We start from the raw sequence: 15329 nt of genomic DNA on the forward strand, positions 1-15329 counted from the left end.
TTCGTGTGCTGTCGTAAAACGAATTAGTTCTGCGGTGACCGTATGCCTACTCGAGTCCGCCGGTACTGGACTGGGCCTCAGGGAGTGATCTCCGTTCGATGGGAAGACCAAGTTCCTCGAGTGCAGCCTTGAGGTGTTCTGGCTTGGCGTACTCCGCGCCGGCTTGGAGACGTTTCTGCTGGGTGAGTGCGAGAGCCTCACCGCGTCGGTCGTCAGGAATCTCGAATTTGTCGGTCGCGAGTTCAATGACGAGGCCGTTGTGGTCGCTCGTATACCGCGAGTGGAAGATGCCTCTGTCGAATTCGTTGTAGTGATGGCTATGTTCTTCGAGTCCAGTACGAACCTCTTCGAGGTGTTCAGGCTCGTACCGGAACACGAGGTGGTGGATACCACCAATTGGCGTTCGTAACCGTTCGGTGTTCGACTCACGACCTTCTTCGACGAAGAACGTGAGCATCTGGCCGTCACCGGTATCGAAGAACAGGTGGGTGACGTTTGGAGCATCGAGGTTTGGCTGTTTGAGGACGAATGACATGTCGAGCACGTCACGGTAGAACGCGATCGTGGCCTCGATGATCGATGATCTTCCACGTAACGAATACACTGCCATGTATCGGTGGTTCAATACGAATGACAGTAATTTTGATATCGCCGCATTTGAGACGACGCATGGAGTCCAGTGCACCTTGCTTGAATCCTATCTACGTCAGCATGGCTGGACACAATCATAGCTCATTTGAAGATCTATGTGAGACGGAGATTGGATTGGGATAAGCATACACGGAGATTATTCCGCAGCCCGAGTGGAGACAGATTGTTCGACGTTCCGCTATTCGGCTTGGAGGATCGTGGAGGACCATCAGCCGCCAGAAATCCCGAGTTAAATCATTGAATTGGATGCAGATACGTCGCTATGTCGTGCTGTATGTAGGACTCCCATATGTTCCACACTAACAACAATGTTACCTGGTATCCACGTTGCCTCCAAGCATTTTACCTATTCGACGGTGAACGTTCCATGGGAGTCCAGCTATGACAGATGATCAATCCACGACCGAAAATTTGAGAGAGGAGATACCGTGGTAGATACAACCCCGAGTGAACAGTTACTCACGCGAGAGAACTGTGCGATTACGTTCATCGATCAATTCAGACTTCGTCAGGTTTGGTAATTTCATGTCCACCAGACGGTCCTTGATCCTCGGGTGACCGAGCTGGGGCAATCAAACACAATGTTTTCGACGGTTCGTCGCCGACAACTTCGAATTTGTGTTCGGTGTTAGCCGGTGTAACGATGGTATCGCCGGGTGTAGCGTGATACTCTTCGTCGCCGATCTCCCAGTGCATCTCTCCAGTACGCATGAAAATAATATGGGTTTCATCGTGCGTGTGTGGTTCGCTGGCCTTATCTGGGCCATGAGTTCGTGCGTCGATCTCACAGTCTTCGAGTATGATGTGCTCGTCCCCCTCTTCAATCGCAATGAACGGGTGGTACTCTGTTGTGTCGGATTCAGTCATTGATGTCCTCCGGGTTCATAAACTGCTTCGTAGAGCACGTGACGTGTCTCATTAGGTCTTCTGGCAAGGCGACTAGGCTGCCAAGCGTTGAAGTCACAGTCTCACACATTAGAGAGTAGATGGGTACAAACGGAGCGATTGATACCGAGTCAAGCGACAATGCTGCTATCCAAGAGCAAGACGTCACCCCGCTGGAGTTATTTTTCGATCTGGTGTTCGTGTTTGCATTTACGCAGGTCACTGGATTTCTCGTCGACCATCTCACCTGGGGCGGTATGGTACGCGGCGCAGCGTTACTCGCGGCACTGTGGTGGGCGTGGGTCACCTATTCGTGGCTCACTGGAGCTGTTCCTGCTGAAGAGAGACTCCCCGCTCGGCTGGTGATTCTCACTGCGATGAGTGCGATGCTCCTCGTCGCGCTCTCCGTACCTGGTGCGTTCGGCGATGATGGAGTGCTCTTTGGTGTCGCCTACTTTGTCGTCCGGGCGCTACACGTCGTCCTCTATGCAGTTGCCACCCCACCCGAAACGCGCAATGCAGTTCTCCGGGCTGCGCCGGGGTTTCTCGGTGGACCGGCATTACTCGTGGTGGCTGGTTTGTTCGACGGTGTTCTCGTAGGTGTCCTCTGGGCCATGGCACTCGCGATTGACTACGGAATTGTGTTCGTCCGCGGTGTCGAGGGATTCCACGTCAACGTGGGCCACTTCGTCGAACGTCACCGGCTTGTCCTCATCATCGCACTGGGTGAGTCGCTCGTGGCGATCGGTGTCGGAGCGGAAGGGATACCTCTCGGTACCGATGTTGTCCTCGCAGCCCTATTTGGAATCATTCTTGTCATCGCGCTATGGTGGCTCTACTTCGACTATGTCGTCCTGGCTGCAGAGCAAACACTCGCTGCGGCCAGCGGCCACGATCAAACACGGATGGCACGTGATTCGTATAGCTATATCCACCTCCTGATGGTGGGAAGCATCATTTTCATCGCGCTTGGCATCGAACAGACGCTCGCACACGTCAGTGAGCCGCTCGGGACAATTGCGACTGTCGCTCTCTTTGGGGGTGGTGCCCTCTATCTGTTGGGGCACAACGCCTTCCGATATCGTGACCACGGGAACATTAGCCTCGAACGGCTCGTCGGGGCGATCATCGCCCTCGTGTTGATTCCTGTCGCGGTGCAAATTCCCGCGCTCGTGGCCCTCGGGAGCATCACTGCGTTGTTCGTCGGAGTTGCAGCGTACGAGACGGTACGGAATGAACACCGGAACAGGCTCCGTACAGGCTGAAACAATTTCCACCACGGAAAGTACATTTAGTAGGATAAGACAACCTACTTCTAATTGCCTGCCCCAATATACTTGAGTTCAACGAGAGTAAATGTGCGAACATCGCTCCTCTGAGTAGCTCTCGGGAGTGATTAGCCTTCATAGCATGACGATATAAACCTACTTCTCGGTACGCTGTGCTCGGAGCTGTTCATTGAGGGCTGCAATCCTATCGTCACTGATCGGTTCGAACAGTTCGTTTAACTCTCCAAATTCAGAGGATGGTGGTTCTAACACGGTGTCGAGCGTGGCAGTATGAACGGAATTGGTCTCGCCTAACTGTTCCCAGAGCTGGGCGGATTTCTCTGGCATCACTGGCTCAAGAAGAATTGCGATCGCCTTGACGAGCTGGACGCACCCACGGATTACCTGCATTGCTCGCTCAGGATCGCTGTCAGTGAGCGTCCATGGTTCGTGACGTTGGAGATATTGATTGCCGAAGCGAGCGAGCCTGATACCTGCGTTCATCGCTTCGCGCGTCGAATACGCGTTGATGCCATCCTGAAACTCCGAGCAAGCTTCCTCGATTCGGTCACGGATTTCGATCCCAAGTGCCTCGTCGGGTGTCCCGCCGTAGTTCCGAGCGGCGAACAAAAGCGTTCGGTAGCAGAAGTTGCCGACCGTCCCGATTAGCTCATCGTTGACTCGTTCTTGGAAATGCTCCCACGAGAAGTTCAGATCTTGCTGGAAGCCAGTACCTGTCGTGATGTAGTATCGGTACAGATCGGGATCAAGTCCAGCATCGAGATAGTCATCGACCCAGACCGCGTACTGCCGACTGGTCGAGAAGGCTTCCCCATCGAGGGTCATGAAGCCACTCGCCATCACCGCTCGTGGTTCGGTGTAGTCTACGCCGTGCAGCATCGCCGGCCAGAAGACGGTGTGGTGTTGGATGATGTCGCGGCCAATAACATGGATGAGTTCACCGTCACCCTGCTTCCACGCCTGTTCCCAATCGAAGGTTGCTGTCCCTACGCGGTCGGAATACTGCTTGGTGCTGGCGATGTACTCGATAGGGGCATCAACCCAGACGTAGAGAACGAGGTCGTCGTTTCCGTCACTAGGATAGTCGATTCCCCAGTCCAAATCACGGGTGATATTCCAATCTTTGAGTTCGTGCTCGATCCACTCGCGAGGCTGATTTTTCGCGTTACTTGTTCCCTCAAGTCGATCGATGAATTCGCGGAGATAGTCTTCGAACTCCGTGAGTCGGAAGAACTTGTGTTGACGAGTTCGGTACGTTGCTGGATTGTCGGTAAGGATACTGTGCGGTTGTTCGAGTTCTCCGGGCTCGAGATGACGCCCACAGTTTTCGCATTCGTCGCCACGTGCGGTGGCCCCGCAGTACGGACACGTCCCTTCGATATACCGATCGAGCAGCGGTTGATCGAGTTCGGCATCCCACGCGACATCGATTTCCGTCTCATAGATGTATCCGCGTGCATCGAGGTCTCTGACGATCTCTCGTGTGAGTGCTGTGTTCACCTCGTCGTGTGTGTGGCCGTAGTTATCGAACTCGATATGGAACCGTGGGAATGTGGTCTGATACGTTTCGTGCCATCGCAGCGCAAATGTTTCAGGAGAGATACCCTCTTGTTGTGCGTTCACGGCAATTGGTGTGCCATGCATGTCCGACCCCGACACAAACGCTGTCTGTTGACCGAGTGTCCGGAGTGCACGGGCCAGGACGTCTCCGCCGACGTAGGTGCGGAGGTGACCAAGATGTATATTCCCGTTCGCGTACGGTAAGCCGCAGGTCACGACCGCTGGCGTTTCGGTGGGAAAGGGTTCGTGACTCATATTCTTGACCGAGCTGTATATCGCAAGATTTCCGTATTAATCATGGGGCGTTACACCAATCCGTTGTGATTTCCTCGGACATCGCAATTCGGTGTGATGGACACCAAGATTGACATCGACTCCAATACTACAGATAGACAGAATCGACGGGAGGCTCAACATGGAGGAAGATATCCACTACTATTCCGGGGAAACGATCGAGGTGAGCTACGACGTGAATCGATGCATTCACGCCAGAGAGTGTGTTCGTGGGCTTCCAGATGTGTTCGACCCTGATAAACGACCGTGGATTGACCCTGGAAGGTCTTCGAGCATCGATTCGAACGTGATCCGTCCGAGAATAACGGGATCATCGGCGATTCGAGACCGATATTGCGGTCTATCTTCGGAGATACTCCACGGAAGTTCACCATCTTTTCCAATGACACGATTCTCAGCAAGAGCAGCAACTGATACTAGTTCCCGGGATTTCTCGTTGCAATAACCCGTGATTAGACTTACCCATTGTGTCTATCATGACCGTCACACGTAGCATCGCAACGGGTAGAGACGTTACTGTCACCTACTGCTTCGAGTGTTAGCGGAGATATAAACAGTCTCACCACGACAAAGAGAGCACAATGCCACCAACTACACCAGGACTGCATCACGTAACCGGAATCGCTGGTGATCCCGAGCGCAACGCTGAGTTCTACGTGAAAACGCTCGGGCTGCGCTTCGTCAAACAAACCGTCAATCATGACGACAAGTACACCTATCATTTCTACTTTGGTGATGGCGAGGGAACACCAGGGACGAACATCACATTCTTTCCATGGGGTGATCGAGGACGACAAGGGAAGTTCGGTGCAGGACAAACACTGACCACAACATACTCTATTCATTTAGAGTGTCTTGACTACTGGCTCGACCGACTGGAATCCCAGGACATCGACGTTTCTGGTCCGACCGAACGATTTGGTCAGACAGTCATTGAGTTCGATGATCCAGACGGGATTACGCTCGAGCTCGTTGCATCTACCGACGCTCCTCATGGCCATCAATGGGAGGCGAGTCCCATTCCAGCTTCTCACCAACTCCAAGGCTTCCACAGTGTTACACTCGCCGTCAGTGACATCGACCCGACTGCCGAGGTCTTGACCACGGGGCTCGGCTACGAGTTCGAAGCCGAAGATGGACGCTATCGGTACCGCTCAGCTAGTGGTGGTCCAGGATCGATCATTGACCTTGTTGAAACGGATCAACCGCGTGGCCAGATGGGAACCGGCACCATTCACCATATAGCCTACAAAGCCGAAGATACTGCTGAACAAGAGCAATGGCGTGACCACCTCGCTGATCAGAATCTGCACGTCACCGAAATTATCGACCGTAAGTACTTCCACTCGATCTACTTCCGTGAGCCAGGTGGTGTCCTCTTCGAGATCGCAACAATGGGACCTGGATTCACCATTGATCAGAACCAGGATGAGCTCGGCAAGGAGCTTGCACTTCCGGAGTGGTTGGAGGATGAACGAAACGAGATCGAATCTCGTCTTCCGTCGTTCGACAACCCATCCATCGGTATTGACTCCGAAAATTAGAATCACCCTCGGAACCACTTCTCGAACGTACAGCTGTTATATTCATCTTCTGTTCGAGCAACGGTCGCACGCTATGCGTGGACACCACTGGATTACGATGTTTGTGACAGCAAACACTACATCGACCTCATCGACTGAGTCCTGGTAAGCCCCTTTATCATCAAGTATTCTCTCTACAACAGCGATACTACGATCCACGAGTGCCTATGCCTTCTCGCAAAGTGCAGCATGGGTCACCCCGTGAATATCGAATTATAACCAGTTGGATGTGAGCAGTCCATCGACGAGAGAGCATGTGAACACGGAATAGCGGTTGAATGCCGAAACTCTTTGGCGTACTGGAGACCTGAAAACAAGTAGATGGCATGCATGTTATCAGGTTCGGCAACTGTCCGTCTTACCTTTTAATGAGCCGAAGTCGTAGTGTGGCTCGACGATGCTATACGACAATGTCGCCGATCTCGATCTCCAGATCGATGAGTATAAGCTCGAACAACACGAGCGAGACACGTCTAGCGGGTTCGTCCGGGCGACAACTGTCGTCTCGTTGCACGGCGATGGTGAGACCGGGCGGGGTGAAGACGTTACGTACGACAACGATGCCCATGACACACTGCACAAGTCTTCCAAGGAATTCCCTCTTGCGGGGAAATACACGCTCGATGAGTTCTCGACACAACTTTCCGAAATCGATTTCTTCCTCGGAAACGATCCAAACCAATCGATTTTCCGAAATTATCGTCAGTGGGCATTTGAAAGTGCAGCGCTGGACCTCGCACTGAAACAGGCCGACACTAATCTCGCTACCCAACTCGACTACGAATATAATCCAGTTCGATTCGTCGTGAGTACGCGACTCGACGACCCACCAACTGGTGACCGTATCATCGATTGGCTCGACCGGAACCCCGAGCTAGAGTTCAAACTTGATCCCACATCTGACTGGACCGACGACGTCGTCGATCGGTTGGCCGCAACTGGTGCCGTTCTGACGCTCGATCTGAAAGGCCAGTACCACGGGACGACTGTCGATCAACCGGCTGACCCCGCCCTCTACGAACGGGTCGTCAAGGGCTTCCCGGACGCGCTCATCGAAGATCCAGAACTGAACGATGAAACACGGCCGTTGTTCGAGGGACAGGAAGGACGCGTGACGTGGGACTATCCCATCCGCAGCGTGGAGACAGTTGAGGAACTGCCGTGGGATCCCGAATGGCTCAACATCAAACCGTCTCGGTTCGGATCGGTGCAGTCGCTGTTCGATACAATCGATTATTGTCAAGATCACGATATTCAGATGTTTGGAGGGGGGCAGTTCGAACTCGATATCGGCCGTGAGCACATTCATGCGGTTGCATCACTGTTCTACCCGGATGCACCGAACGACGTCGCTCCGAAAGCGTACAACGATCCGAACCCGAGTGGTGACCTTCCCTCGAGTCCGCTCGCGCCCCCCATGAATACTCGGGGGCTCTCTTGGAAGTAGTGAGTATCAGGAGGCAACTCGAACAACGAGTACGGGAATAGTTGGAAAATACTGGCTGAGCGTCAGTGTCTGGGAGGTGGGTTTAAAGGCCGAGGATGTCTCTCGCCTGCGTGGGCATTCGGTTGGACGAACCGTTCGGCAGCCATATAGTATGCTTGCCGTTCATCGAACTACTGATCGTTTGAGGCTTGGCGATATTCTAATTACGGACACTCAGATAAGAGCATACTCCTGTGAACACGAAACAGTTTGATGGCGTTGGAGATATGTGATATCACGGACGCCACGTCGTAGCTTCTGGGCCCGTAGAACCCATACGTTGTCAGAATCGTAGTATCGCATACTATGGCATTAGCACACACTGATGACAATTGGCCGACTCTGATCTCGGGTATACAACAGTACAACGCTGCGACTCTCGAACAGGAGGACCTCTAATGAGGGATCAAAAGAGGTTCCGCTTCGAGTACACACCGAGTGTGCTCAGATATGGGACCGGCTGTGTCGACGACCTCGCAGCAGAACTCGATATCCAGGGGTCCAACCGCGCACTCGTCGTGTGTGGGTCAACGGTCGGATCCACACCCGAAGTAATCAACCCAGTGAGGGACGGTCTGGGAGAGAAGCTGGCGGGTGTGTTCGCCGAGACAACACCGGAAAAGCGACTCGAAACCGCATACGATGGCCTCGAAGCTATGGAGGCCCACGACGCTGATGTTCTCGTTAGCCTCGGCGGTGGGAGCAGTCTCGACATCGCGAAAGTTATCAGTGTCCTCGCTGCTGATGACCGCAAACCCCAAGATATCGGCCGGGAACTCGGCGAGACCGGGACGATTTCTATCCCGTCAGATCCGTTACTACCAATCGTCGCAATCCCGACGACTCTAGCGGGTGCAGATTTGTCCATCGGGGGCGGTGTGACTGCCGCACCGACGTCCGGGCTCGTAGACTCGTCGACAAGTGGAGGGATTTCTGATCCCCAACTGATGCCGAAATCCGTCTTCTACGACCCGGAGATGTTCGCTACGACCCCCAAACGGATTCTCGCGGCGTCCGCGATGAACGGATTCGATAAGGGACTTGAGACAGTGTACGCTCGGAATGCGACGCCGATAACGGACGCAACAGCCACCCGAGGACTCCGACTACTCGATGAGGGCCTCCGCCAACTCGGTAACCAAACCGTGACCGAAGAAGTCCTCGAACCGGTCGTGGAGGGGACTCTCTTGGTTCAGTACGGCATTTCGAGACCCGAGGAATCAACGCTCTCGATCATCCACGCGTTCGGACACGGGCTGACTCGCACCTACGACGTCCAGCAGGGGACCGCACACGGTATCGTTGCCCCGCATATACTCGAATACCTCTTCGAAAACGTCGATGGCCGGCGGGAGTTACTTGCTGAAGCGTTCGCTGTCGATGACCATCCAGATACGGCAGCTGCGATTGTCGAGTCCGTAGAGCAGATTCGTGACGCACTCGGGCTCCCTGCGCAACTTAGGGATATCGACGGTTCCGACCCGGCTGAATTCCCCGAGGTGGCAGAAGCGATTCGTACCGATCCCATCATAGCGAACGTGCCGCGTGGACTAGATCCGACGACGGAGGAGATCGAGGGTGTGTTGGAGGCCGCGTACTGATGTGAGTCAAGAGTACAGACAAAACGTAGCCATTCGTCTAGTGCGTTGGGTCCAAGGAAACAACTGGACGAGGGACAGAAACCCAGAGACATGACAACTCGTTCTGGAGAAAGCGGTTGTCCTACTCGACGAGTTCCGCAACCATCGTAGAGACGTGATCGACCTCGTCTTGGTTGATGCCATGACCCATCCCCTTGTAGAGTCGCTTGCTCACGTCACCATGTAGCTGCTCGAAGATCTCAGCCGATTCGTGGACCCGTTCTTGGGGAATGTGCGGATCAACGTCGCTGCAGCCGAGGAATACTGGCATCTCTTCTAGATTACCGTCGTAGTCATCAGGATCAACAGCCTCGCCGATGAGCCCACCGCTCAACACGGCGAGTCCACCGTAGCGTGTTGGGTTACGCACGACGAACTCGCTGGCGAGACACGCACCTTGGGAGAACCCGAGTACCATGATTCGATCCGTCTGAATTCCCGCCTCATTGGCTTTGCTCACAGCATCATCGATGGCCTGTAAGCCAGACGTTCGTCCTGGCTCGTTCGACTCGACAGGGGCAGTGAACGCGTTCGGATACCATGTATTTCGGGCTGCCTGTGGCGCGAGATACGCGACCCCGTGCTGGTGGAACTCATCACCCATCTGAACGATGCTCTGTGCGGTCGCACCGCGTCCATGAACGAGGACTAGCGCGGCCCCGGCGGCATCGAAAGGGGCCCCAGCCGTCACGAGAGGTTGGTTCTGGTGTGGTCCAGTCATCTTAGTTCGCTCCTATCGGAGTGGCGGTTTCAATCTCTGGAAGACGTTCTTCGAGCATCGTCCTATCACTCTCTAACCACGGCGGCAACTTTAGCTCCGTTCCCAGGTCCGAGACGGACTCGTCGCGAGTGAAGCCCGGCCCTTCCGTCGCGATCTCGAACAGGATGCCACCGGGCTCTCGGAAGTAGATCGACTTGAAGTACTGCCGATCCTTCTGTGACGTCACGCGGAGCCCGATTTCCGAGAGTGGCTCACGCCATTCCTCTTGGGTCTGCGTATTGGGAGTCCGAAATGCGACGTGGTGAACGGTGCCGACGCCTGGTTGGCCTCGTAGTGCATCCGGCCGATCGAGAACGTCGATGACCGAGACGCGAGAACCGGCTGTCTCGTATCGTGTCCGGTCTCCATCCTGTGCAGTTGATTCGTATCCTAACGTCTCGAGCACTGTGCTCGTCTGCTCGGGGTTGAGGGAATCCAGCGTCACACTGTGAAACCCACGGATAGCCTTGTCTGCAGGAACCGGCCCATCGGCCCACGGTTCGATGTTACTCGTGCCAGTCACGAGTTTCAACGGCTGCCCGTCGTGATCGAAGAATGGAATGACAGTTTCGTCGAACCGAGTATGTGGGGACTCGACGTCGACATCCTTCGATTCGAGCCGGTCGACCCAGTAGTCGACTGAGCCCTCGGGAATAACGAACGCGGTCGCGCTCGTCTGTCCACGGCCGACGCGGCCCCACCGAGCACCCTCGAACGGGAAGAATGTCAGCACGGTACCTGGGGTGCCGACTTCATCACCGTAGTAGAGGTGATACGTGTATTTGTCGTCGAAGTTGACTGTTCGCTTGATGAGGCGCAGTCCGAGGACTTCGGTGTAGAAGTCCACGTTCCGCTGTGGATTGCTCGAGATGGACGTTACGTGGTGGAGTCCGGATGTTTTGGTCGTCATGTATTGTTTGAGTGTTTGCGTTCGAAAACCTATTCTCGGAGGTCGAGCGTTTTCGGGAGCGATTAGAGCCCGAGACTGACGTTCAGTGCGTACGCCCAGGGGTCACTGCTGAGGACGAGGAAGACCAGCGCCGCGCCGAGGAGTTCGACGTTCTTGATGAAGTTGGTCATCTCGGCCTGCTGCTGGTCCTCGGGCACTGCCCAGAAGTCGTGCATCATCGGTGTCGTAACGAGGAGGAAGACCGCGACCGCCCCGGCGGTAATCGCAGGGAACACTCCGAGTACGATTCCAAGTCCGCCGAAGATGAGCATGCCGCCGGAAAGCAGGACGCTTGCCCGGGCTGCGGGGACGCCCTTCGATTGGGCATACCCGCTCATTGTGTCGGCGTTCTGGAAGTGGTTGAGGCCTTGGAATGCGAGCAAACCGCCGAAGAGTATCCGTGCGACAAGGAAGCCGATTGCGCCGAGTCCTGCATCGATTGCCATTATCGGCTCATCTCCTGCGTCGCCGACTGGTTGGCGTACGGTGCGAGCTGTGGTGTGTTCGTATCTAGTATCACTACGTTATCTAGTTCGTTCTAGAACCTACTTATATCTAATCTGACATCGGTGATACTAGGAGGAGTCAATGTTAGCTGGTTACAGTGGTGTTACTCCAGGTTTCATAACGAAACCAGGTTCGGAAGAGAACCTATTAGGGAATCCAGCACGAATAGATGACCAAGCGCAGACCAATGGACCAAGCAAACAGACTGTCCCAAGATGAAGAACAGTACGACGAGGGAGCGTGCTCAGTGATCGATTCACTGGACCAAATCGGCTCTCAATGGCGGCTCATCGTCCTTCACGACCTCCAAGATGGTGAGAAACGCTTTAACGAGCTTAAACGCTCGACTGAGGCAAGTTCACGAACCCTCTCTCGTGTCCTCGACTATCTCCAGGAAACCGAGTTCGTCACACGCCGGGTTGAAGAAGACGCACCTATCGCCACGTATTACACACTCACCGAAAAGGGGCAATCGCTTTGTCCTGTCTTCGATGAAATCGAAGCTTGGTCGGATGAGTGGCTGTAGTTATTCTGAACTAATTTGGTTAGCGTGACTGAGGCTACGGACGGCGCGTGATCGCTCCTTTCGAAGCGCTCGATGACCGCAATACTGGCAGCGGACACCGTTCTCGCTCGGTACAACATATCTGCGACAGCGTATACAGGTGTACTTGATTGAATTCATCGTATTGCTGGTGAGTGTACGTTCAATAATATCATAGCTGGTCAGCAGCGGTAGGTTACCGAACCTTGAGCGCGTATCGACCAGAATCGGAGATGTTCGATGAGTGGGCGAGTTCACTCTGCTCCGGGTGTGCAATTGTCACATATCCCGCCCAGTCTTCTGTAAGTCTGGACGAACCGCACACTCGGCACTGTTGGATCGCTGCGTCAAAGACAGCGTGACAGTCTCGGCACGCGAGTGGTTTTGTCGTCATCAGTTCGGTGTGACACCTTTGGACTTCTGGTCTGCGGTCTCCAAGAGCTCTTGGTAGCGATTTCGAATTGTGACTTCGCTCACATCCGTTACCTCGGAGATCTCGCTCTGCGTCATCTTTTCGTTGGTGAGCACTCCAGCAGCGTAAAGCGCAGCTCCAGCGAGCCCGATCGGACTTTTTCCACTATGGACATTCGCCGACTTCGCCGTCTGGAGAAGTTCGTGGGCGCGTGCCTCAAGTTCGTCGCTGACGTCGAGTGTGGAGGCATATTTCGCAATGTAATCTTCCGGGTCTGGCGGTTGAATTTCGAGACCAAGTTGCTGACCAAGATACCGGTAGGCACGCTTGAACTCCATTTTGTCGACCCGGCTCACAGTGGCAACCTCATCAATTGACCGGGGAAGGGCTGCTTGGCGCACGGCTGCGTAGATCGCGGCAGTCGCGACACCCTCGATAGAACGTCCAGGGAGGAGATCCTCCTTCAATGCGCGACGATAGATCACGCTCGCCGTTTCACGAGTAGTTTTCGGCACGCCAAGGGCAGATCCCATCCGTTCGATTTCGCCGAGCGCTTGCTTCAGATTGCGTTCTTTGGAGTTGCGCGTCCGGAAGCGTTCGTCCCATGTCCGCAAACGCTGCATCTTCTGACGCTGGCGCGATGAGAGCGATTTGCCGTGGGTATCACGGTTCTGCCACCCAATCTTGGTTGACAGTCCCTTATCGTGCATTAGCTTCGTTGTTGGTGCCCCAACGCGTGCCTTCTGATCGCGTTCTTCGCTATTGAATGCCCGCCAGTCTGGACCGTGGTCGATTTCAGCCTCGTCAACAACAAGACCACATTCCCCGCAAACAGTCTCACCGTGAGCGGTATCATGAGTAAGCGATCCGCCACACTCCGGACAGACGCGTTGCTTCTCGGTCGATGTTGTTGCTTCCTCACGTTCCCGTTCGTTCTCGGTCGATACGTTCGATTTGGTGGTGAATTGCGTAGTTGTGCTGGTATCCGTCGGACAGGGGGTGATGGGTGATCGGGAGGATGGCCCGAGTCACTTTCCTGTACTCAGTAATACGGGTGCCACGAATATCAGTCTTTAGTTGGCATGAGCCAAAATTTCAATTCCATCAGATTAGACACTATGAATTACACCCGTATGAATGGGTTGTATCGTGTGTTTCTACTAGAATTCCATCTCTCAAATCCGAAGTTTATTACTTTGGTATGAGCCAATACAGGCTATGCGCGAGTTCATATTCACGATTGAGTACGATTCGGGGGTCGACCCGATTACGGACGTGTTCATCGACTATCCATCGACCATGGCAGCCTCTCTGGCCTGCTGTGTGACCACCCAGAGCATGTGGCGAGTTGACCGAATCACAGGCTCGGAAAACGCATTAGATGAATTAGATACAGTGTATCTTGATCCGCAACACTGCAATGAGTGTCTCGGGACGGAGAACTGCCATACGCCTAGTGAATATTCGGTGTTAGACCGAGAGGCTAGACAGCGGACGATCTATACATACCGCCCTGAAATCGAAAACTGTCATTCAATTCCCTATCGCGCAGCACAACAGCTCGGTGATGGGCTGCTCTTCCAGACGATACGTTACGGATCCCAGTACGAGTGGCGCGTCCTCGTGCGTGATGAGGCCGCAATCGGCGAACTTTATGATACAATCCAACAGAATCTCCATGACGGCGTTCGAATCGAACTCAACCAGCTTGGAACGCCCGGTCACTGGAGTGAAGAGGCGGTCACCATTGCGGATCTGCCACACGAACAACGAGAGGCACTTACCGCTGCCGTCGAGCACGGCTACTACGAAACACCGAGAGAGACGTCGGTCGCAGAAATTGCTGACGGTGTTGGTGTCCCGCGTTCAACACTACAGTACCGATTGCAACGGGCCGAAGCATGGCTCGCCTCGCGTTTCGTGGATGCATCGTACTCGTGATTATCCAAATTGTTAGAAGACAACTCAGTCATGTCGAGGATAGAACCTGTAGCGATTACAGGCACTATCTAGTTTAGCTCCTCCTCGACAGGTGTTCGATTGTCGATCGATTGGTGTGGTCTCTGGCGGTTATAATAATGCACAAACTGTTCAAGCCACTGCTGGACGCTCGGCCGACTGCCCACCCACGAGGTATGAAAGCGGTCGATGCGCTGTTTGAGCGTGTGAAACCACTTCTGGATCAGGTTTCGTTCGGTGTAGTTGAGCTGACCGCTCAATCCAATTCGAAAGAGGGCAGTCCAATATCCGTAGCCATCAACGAGAAACACCGCATCCGAGAGATCGTGTTTCTCGGCTAAATGGCCGAGAACCTCAGCCGCTTGATCTGTGCCATGCCGATCGAATACGTCAATATCGAGCAGCAGTTTTGTTTCTGTGTCTATTGCAGCGTACACCCAAGACCACTCGCCGTTAATCTTGACAGCGGTTTCGTCAACCGCGACCCGTGTCGGCGACGCCGACGGCGGGTCGGAAGCGCTGTCAGCCAGCCGATGTACTCACTGAAAAATCGCTTGATGTGTCCGTTCGACGCCAAAAAGCGATAAAATTGCTTTTGTCTCCCTGAGAGAACACCCGATCGCATGAAGGCGGACGGCGAACGCCCTGACGGGCGTCGCCGTCCGCTCGTTCTCCCAAGTTCCTTCTAAATCCACGTCTAAGCCTTCCTTGAGCAGGTTTGCGAGCATCTCTAGGCAAGTTACTCAACAACCTGCTCATTCCTCAAGCTGGCTCAACTAGACAGTGCCTGTTGGACATATCTTTCGTCTC

General features: G+C 54.2%; 14 protein-coding genes and 4 pseudogenes. 7 read left to right on the plus strand and 11 right to left on the minus strand.

Going from position 1 to position 15329, the window contains the following annotated elements; translation table 11 throughout:
• Positions 1-46 precede the first annotated feature (46 nt).
• Together LIX15_RS23095 and LIX15_RS23100 are read right to left on the minus strand one after the other, a co-directional pair.
• On the minus strand, positions 47-610 hold the full coding sequence (locus LIX15_RS23095) for a VOC family protein (RefSeq protein WP_227777144.1): 564 nt from the start codon (positions 608-610) through the stop codon (positions 47-49).
• A gap of 539 nt (positions 611-1149) precedes the next feature.
• Positions 1150-1518: a cupin domain-containing protein gene (locus LIX15_RS23100; RefSeq protein ID WP_227777145.1), complete on the minus strand. Its 369-nt coding sequence runs from the start codon at positions 1516-1518 to the stop codon at positions 1150-1152.
• A 119-nt stretch (positions 1519-1637) separates the two neighbouring features.
• Between LIX15_RS23100 and LIX15_RS23105 the strand changes: the two genes are divergently transcribed.
• Positions 1638-2801, plus strand: a complete 1164-nt coding sequence (locus LIX15_RS23105; protein ID WP_227777146.1) for a low temperature requirement protein A — start codon at positions 1638-1640, stop codon at positions 2799-2801.
• Between the two features lie 174 nt (positions 2802-2975).
• Here the strand turns inward: LIX15_RS23105 and metG are convergent.
• Positions 2976-4640, minus strand: a pseudogene (gene metG, locus LIX15_RS23110) (methionine--tRNA ligase); the annotation flags it as partial.
• A gap of 160 nt (positions 4641-4800) precedes the next feature.
• On the opposite strand from metG, the pseudogene LIX15_RS32950 reads away from it, so the two are divergent.
• Positions 4801-4890 (plus strand): annotated as a pseudogene (locus LIX15_RS32950) (CDGSH iron-sulfur domain-containing protein); the annotation flags it as partial.
• Here the strand turns inward: LIX15_RS32950 and LIX15_RS23120 are convergent.
• Positions 4884-5132 (minus strand): annotated as a pseudogene (locus LIX15_RS23120) (dihydrofolate reductase); the annotation flags it as partial. The pseudogenes LIX15_RS32950 and LIX15_RS23120 sit on opposite strands and share 7 nt — an antisense overlap.
• Before the next feature lie 128 nt (positions 5133-5260).
• Here LIX15_RS23120 and LIX15_RS23125 point away from each other — a divergent pair.
• The 3 genes from LIX15_RS23125 (at position 5261) to LIX15_RS23135 (ending at position 9349) form a co-directional block, all read left to right on the plus strand.
• Entirely contained in the window at positions 5261-6223 is a 963-nt protein-coding gene (locus LIX15_RS23125) for a ring-cleaving dioxygenase (RefSeq protein ID WP_227777147.1), read from the plus strand.
• A 436-nt stretch (positions 6224-6659) separates the two neighbouring features.
• Positions 6660-7709 (plus strand): enolase-like domain-containing protein, encoded by a 1050-nt coding sequence (locus LIX15_RS23130; RefSeq protein WP_227777148.1) that lies wholly within the window; start codon positions 6660-6662, stop codon positions 7707-7709.
• A gap of 437 nt (positions 7710-8146) precedes the next feature.
• Positions 8147-9349, plus strand: a complete 1203-nt coding sequence (locus LIX15_RS23135) for an iron-containing alcohol dehydrogenase family protein (RefSeq protein WP_227777149.1) — start codon at positions 8147-8149, stop codon at positions 9347-9349.
• Positions 9350-9470: 121 nt separating this feature from the next.
• On the opposite strand, the gene LIX15_RS23140 is transcribed toward LIX15_RS23135, so the two are convergent.
• From LIX15_RS23140 to LIX15_RS23150, 3 genes are all read right to left on the minus strand, one after another.
• Positions 9471-10109 carry an alpha/beta hydrolase gene (locus LIX15_RS23140; protein WP_227777150.1) on the minus strand — a complete coding sequence of 213 codons (639 nt, stop codon included), beginning with the start codon at positions 10107-10109 and terminating at the stop codon, positions 9471-9473.
• Between the two features lies 1 nt (position 10110).
• Positions 10111-11058 (minus strand): ring-cleaving dioxygenase, encoded by a 948-nt coding sequence (locus tag LIX15_RS23145; RefSeq protein WP_227777151.1) that lies wholly within the window; start codon positions 11056-11058, stop codon positions 10111-10113.
• Between the two features lie 62 nt (positions 11059-11120).
• Complete coding sequence (locus tag LIX15_RS23150; RefSeq protein WP_227777152.1) at positions 11121-11543, minus strand: DoxX family protein; 423 nt, start codon at positions 11541-11543, stop codon at positions 11121-11123.
• Between the two features lie 248 nt (positions 11544-11791).
• Here LIX15_RS23150 and LIX15_RS23155 point away from each other — a divergent pair, with 248 nt between their 5' ends.
• A complete protein-coding gene (locus LIX15_RS23155; RefSeq protein ID WP_227777153.1) occupies positions 11792-12130 on the plus strand; it encodes a winged helix-turn-helix transcriptional regulator in 339 nt (112 codons plus the stop codon).
• Here the strand turns inward: LIX15_RS23155 and LIX15_RS34040 are convergent, their stop codons facing one another.
• Genes LIX15_RS34040 through LIX15_RS23170 form a run of 3 tightly spaced genes read right to left on the minus strand, consistent with a single transcriptional unit; the run spans position 12131 to position 13564 of the window.
• The gene (locus tag LIX15_RS34040; protein ID WP_497007439.1) at positions 12131-12289 is read right to left on the minus strand and encodes an Rpo12/RPC10 RNA polymerase subunit family protein; all 159 of its coding nucleotides are present in this window, start codon (positions 12287-12289) and stop codon (positions 12131-12133) included.
• A gap of 55 nt (positions 12290-12344) precedes the next feature.
• Positions 12345-12542 (minus strand): transcription elongation factor subunit Spt4, encoded by a 198-nt coding sequence (spt4, locus tag LIX15_RS23165; protein WP_227777154.1) that lies wholly within the window; start codon positions 12540-12542, stop codon positions 12345-12347.
• Entirely contained in the window at positions 12542-13564 is a 1023-nt protein-coding gene (locus tag LIX15_RS23170) for a transcription initiation factor IIB (RefSeq protein WP_227777541.1), read from the minus strand. The genes spt4 and LIX15_RS23170 overlap by 1 nt, the downstream gene beginning before the upstream one ends.
• Before the next feature lie 214 nt (positions 13565-13778).
• Between LIX15_RS23170 and LIX15_RS23175 the strand changes: the two genes are divergently transcribed.
• Positions 13779-14501 carry a helix-turn-helix domain-containing protein gene (locus LIX15_RS23175; protein ID WP_227777155.1) on the plus strand — a complete coding sequence of 241 codons (723 nt, stop codon included), beginning with the start codon at positions 13779-13781 and terminating at the stop codon, positions 14499-14501.
• Between the two features lie 68 nt (positions 14502-14569).
• On the opposite strand, the pseudogene LIX15_RS23180 reads toward LIX15_RS23175, so the two are convergent.
• Positions 14570-15247: pseudogene (locus tag LIX15_RS23180) on the minus strand (IS6 family transposase).
• Positions 15248-15329: the final 82 nt, after the last annotated feature.

The sequence above is a fragment of the Haladaptatus pallidirubidus genome (assembly GCF_020700235.1).
GTDB classification, from domain to species: Archaea; Halobacteriota; Halobacteria; order Halobacteriales; family Haladaptataceae; genus Haladaptatus; species Haladaptatus pallidirubidus.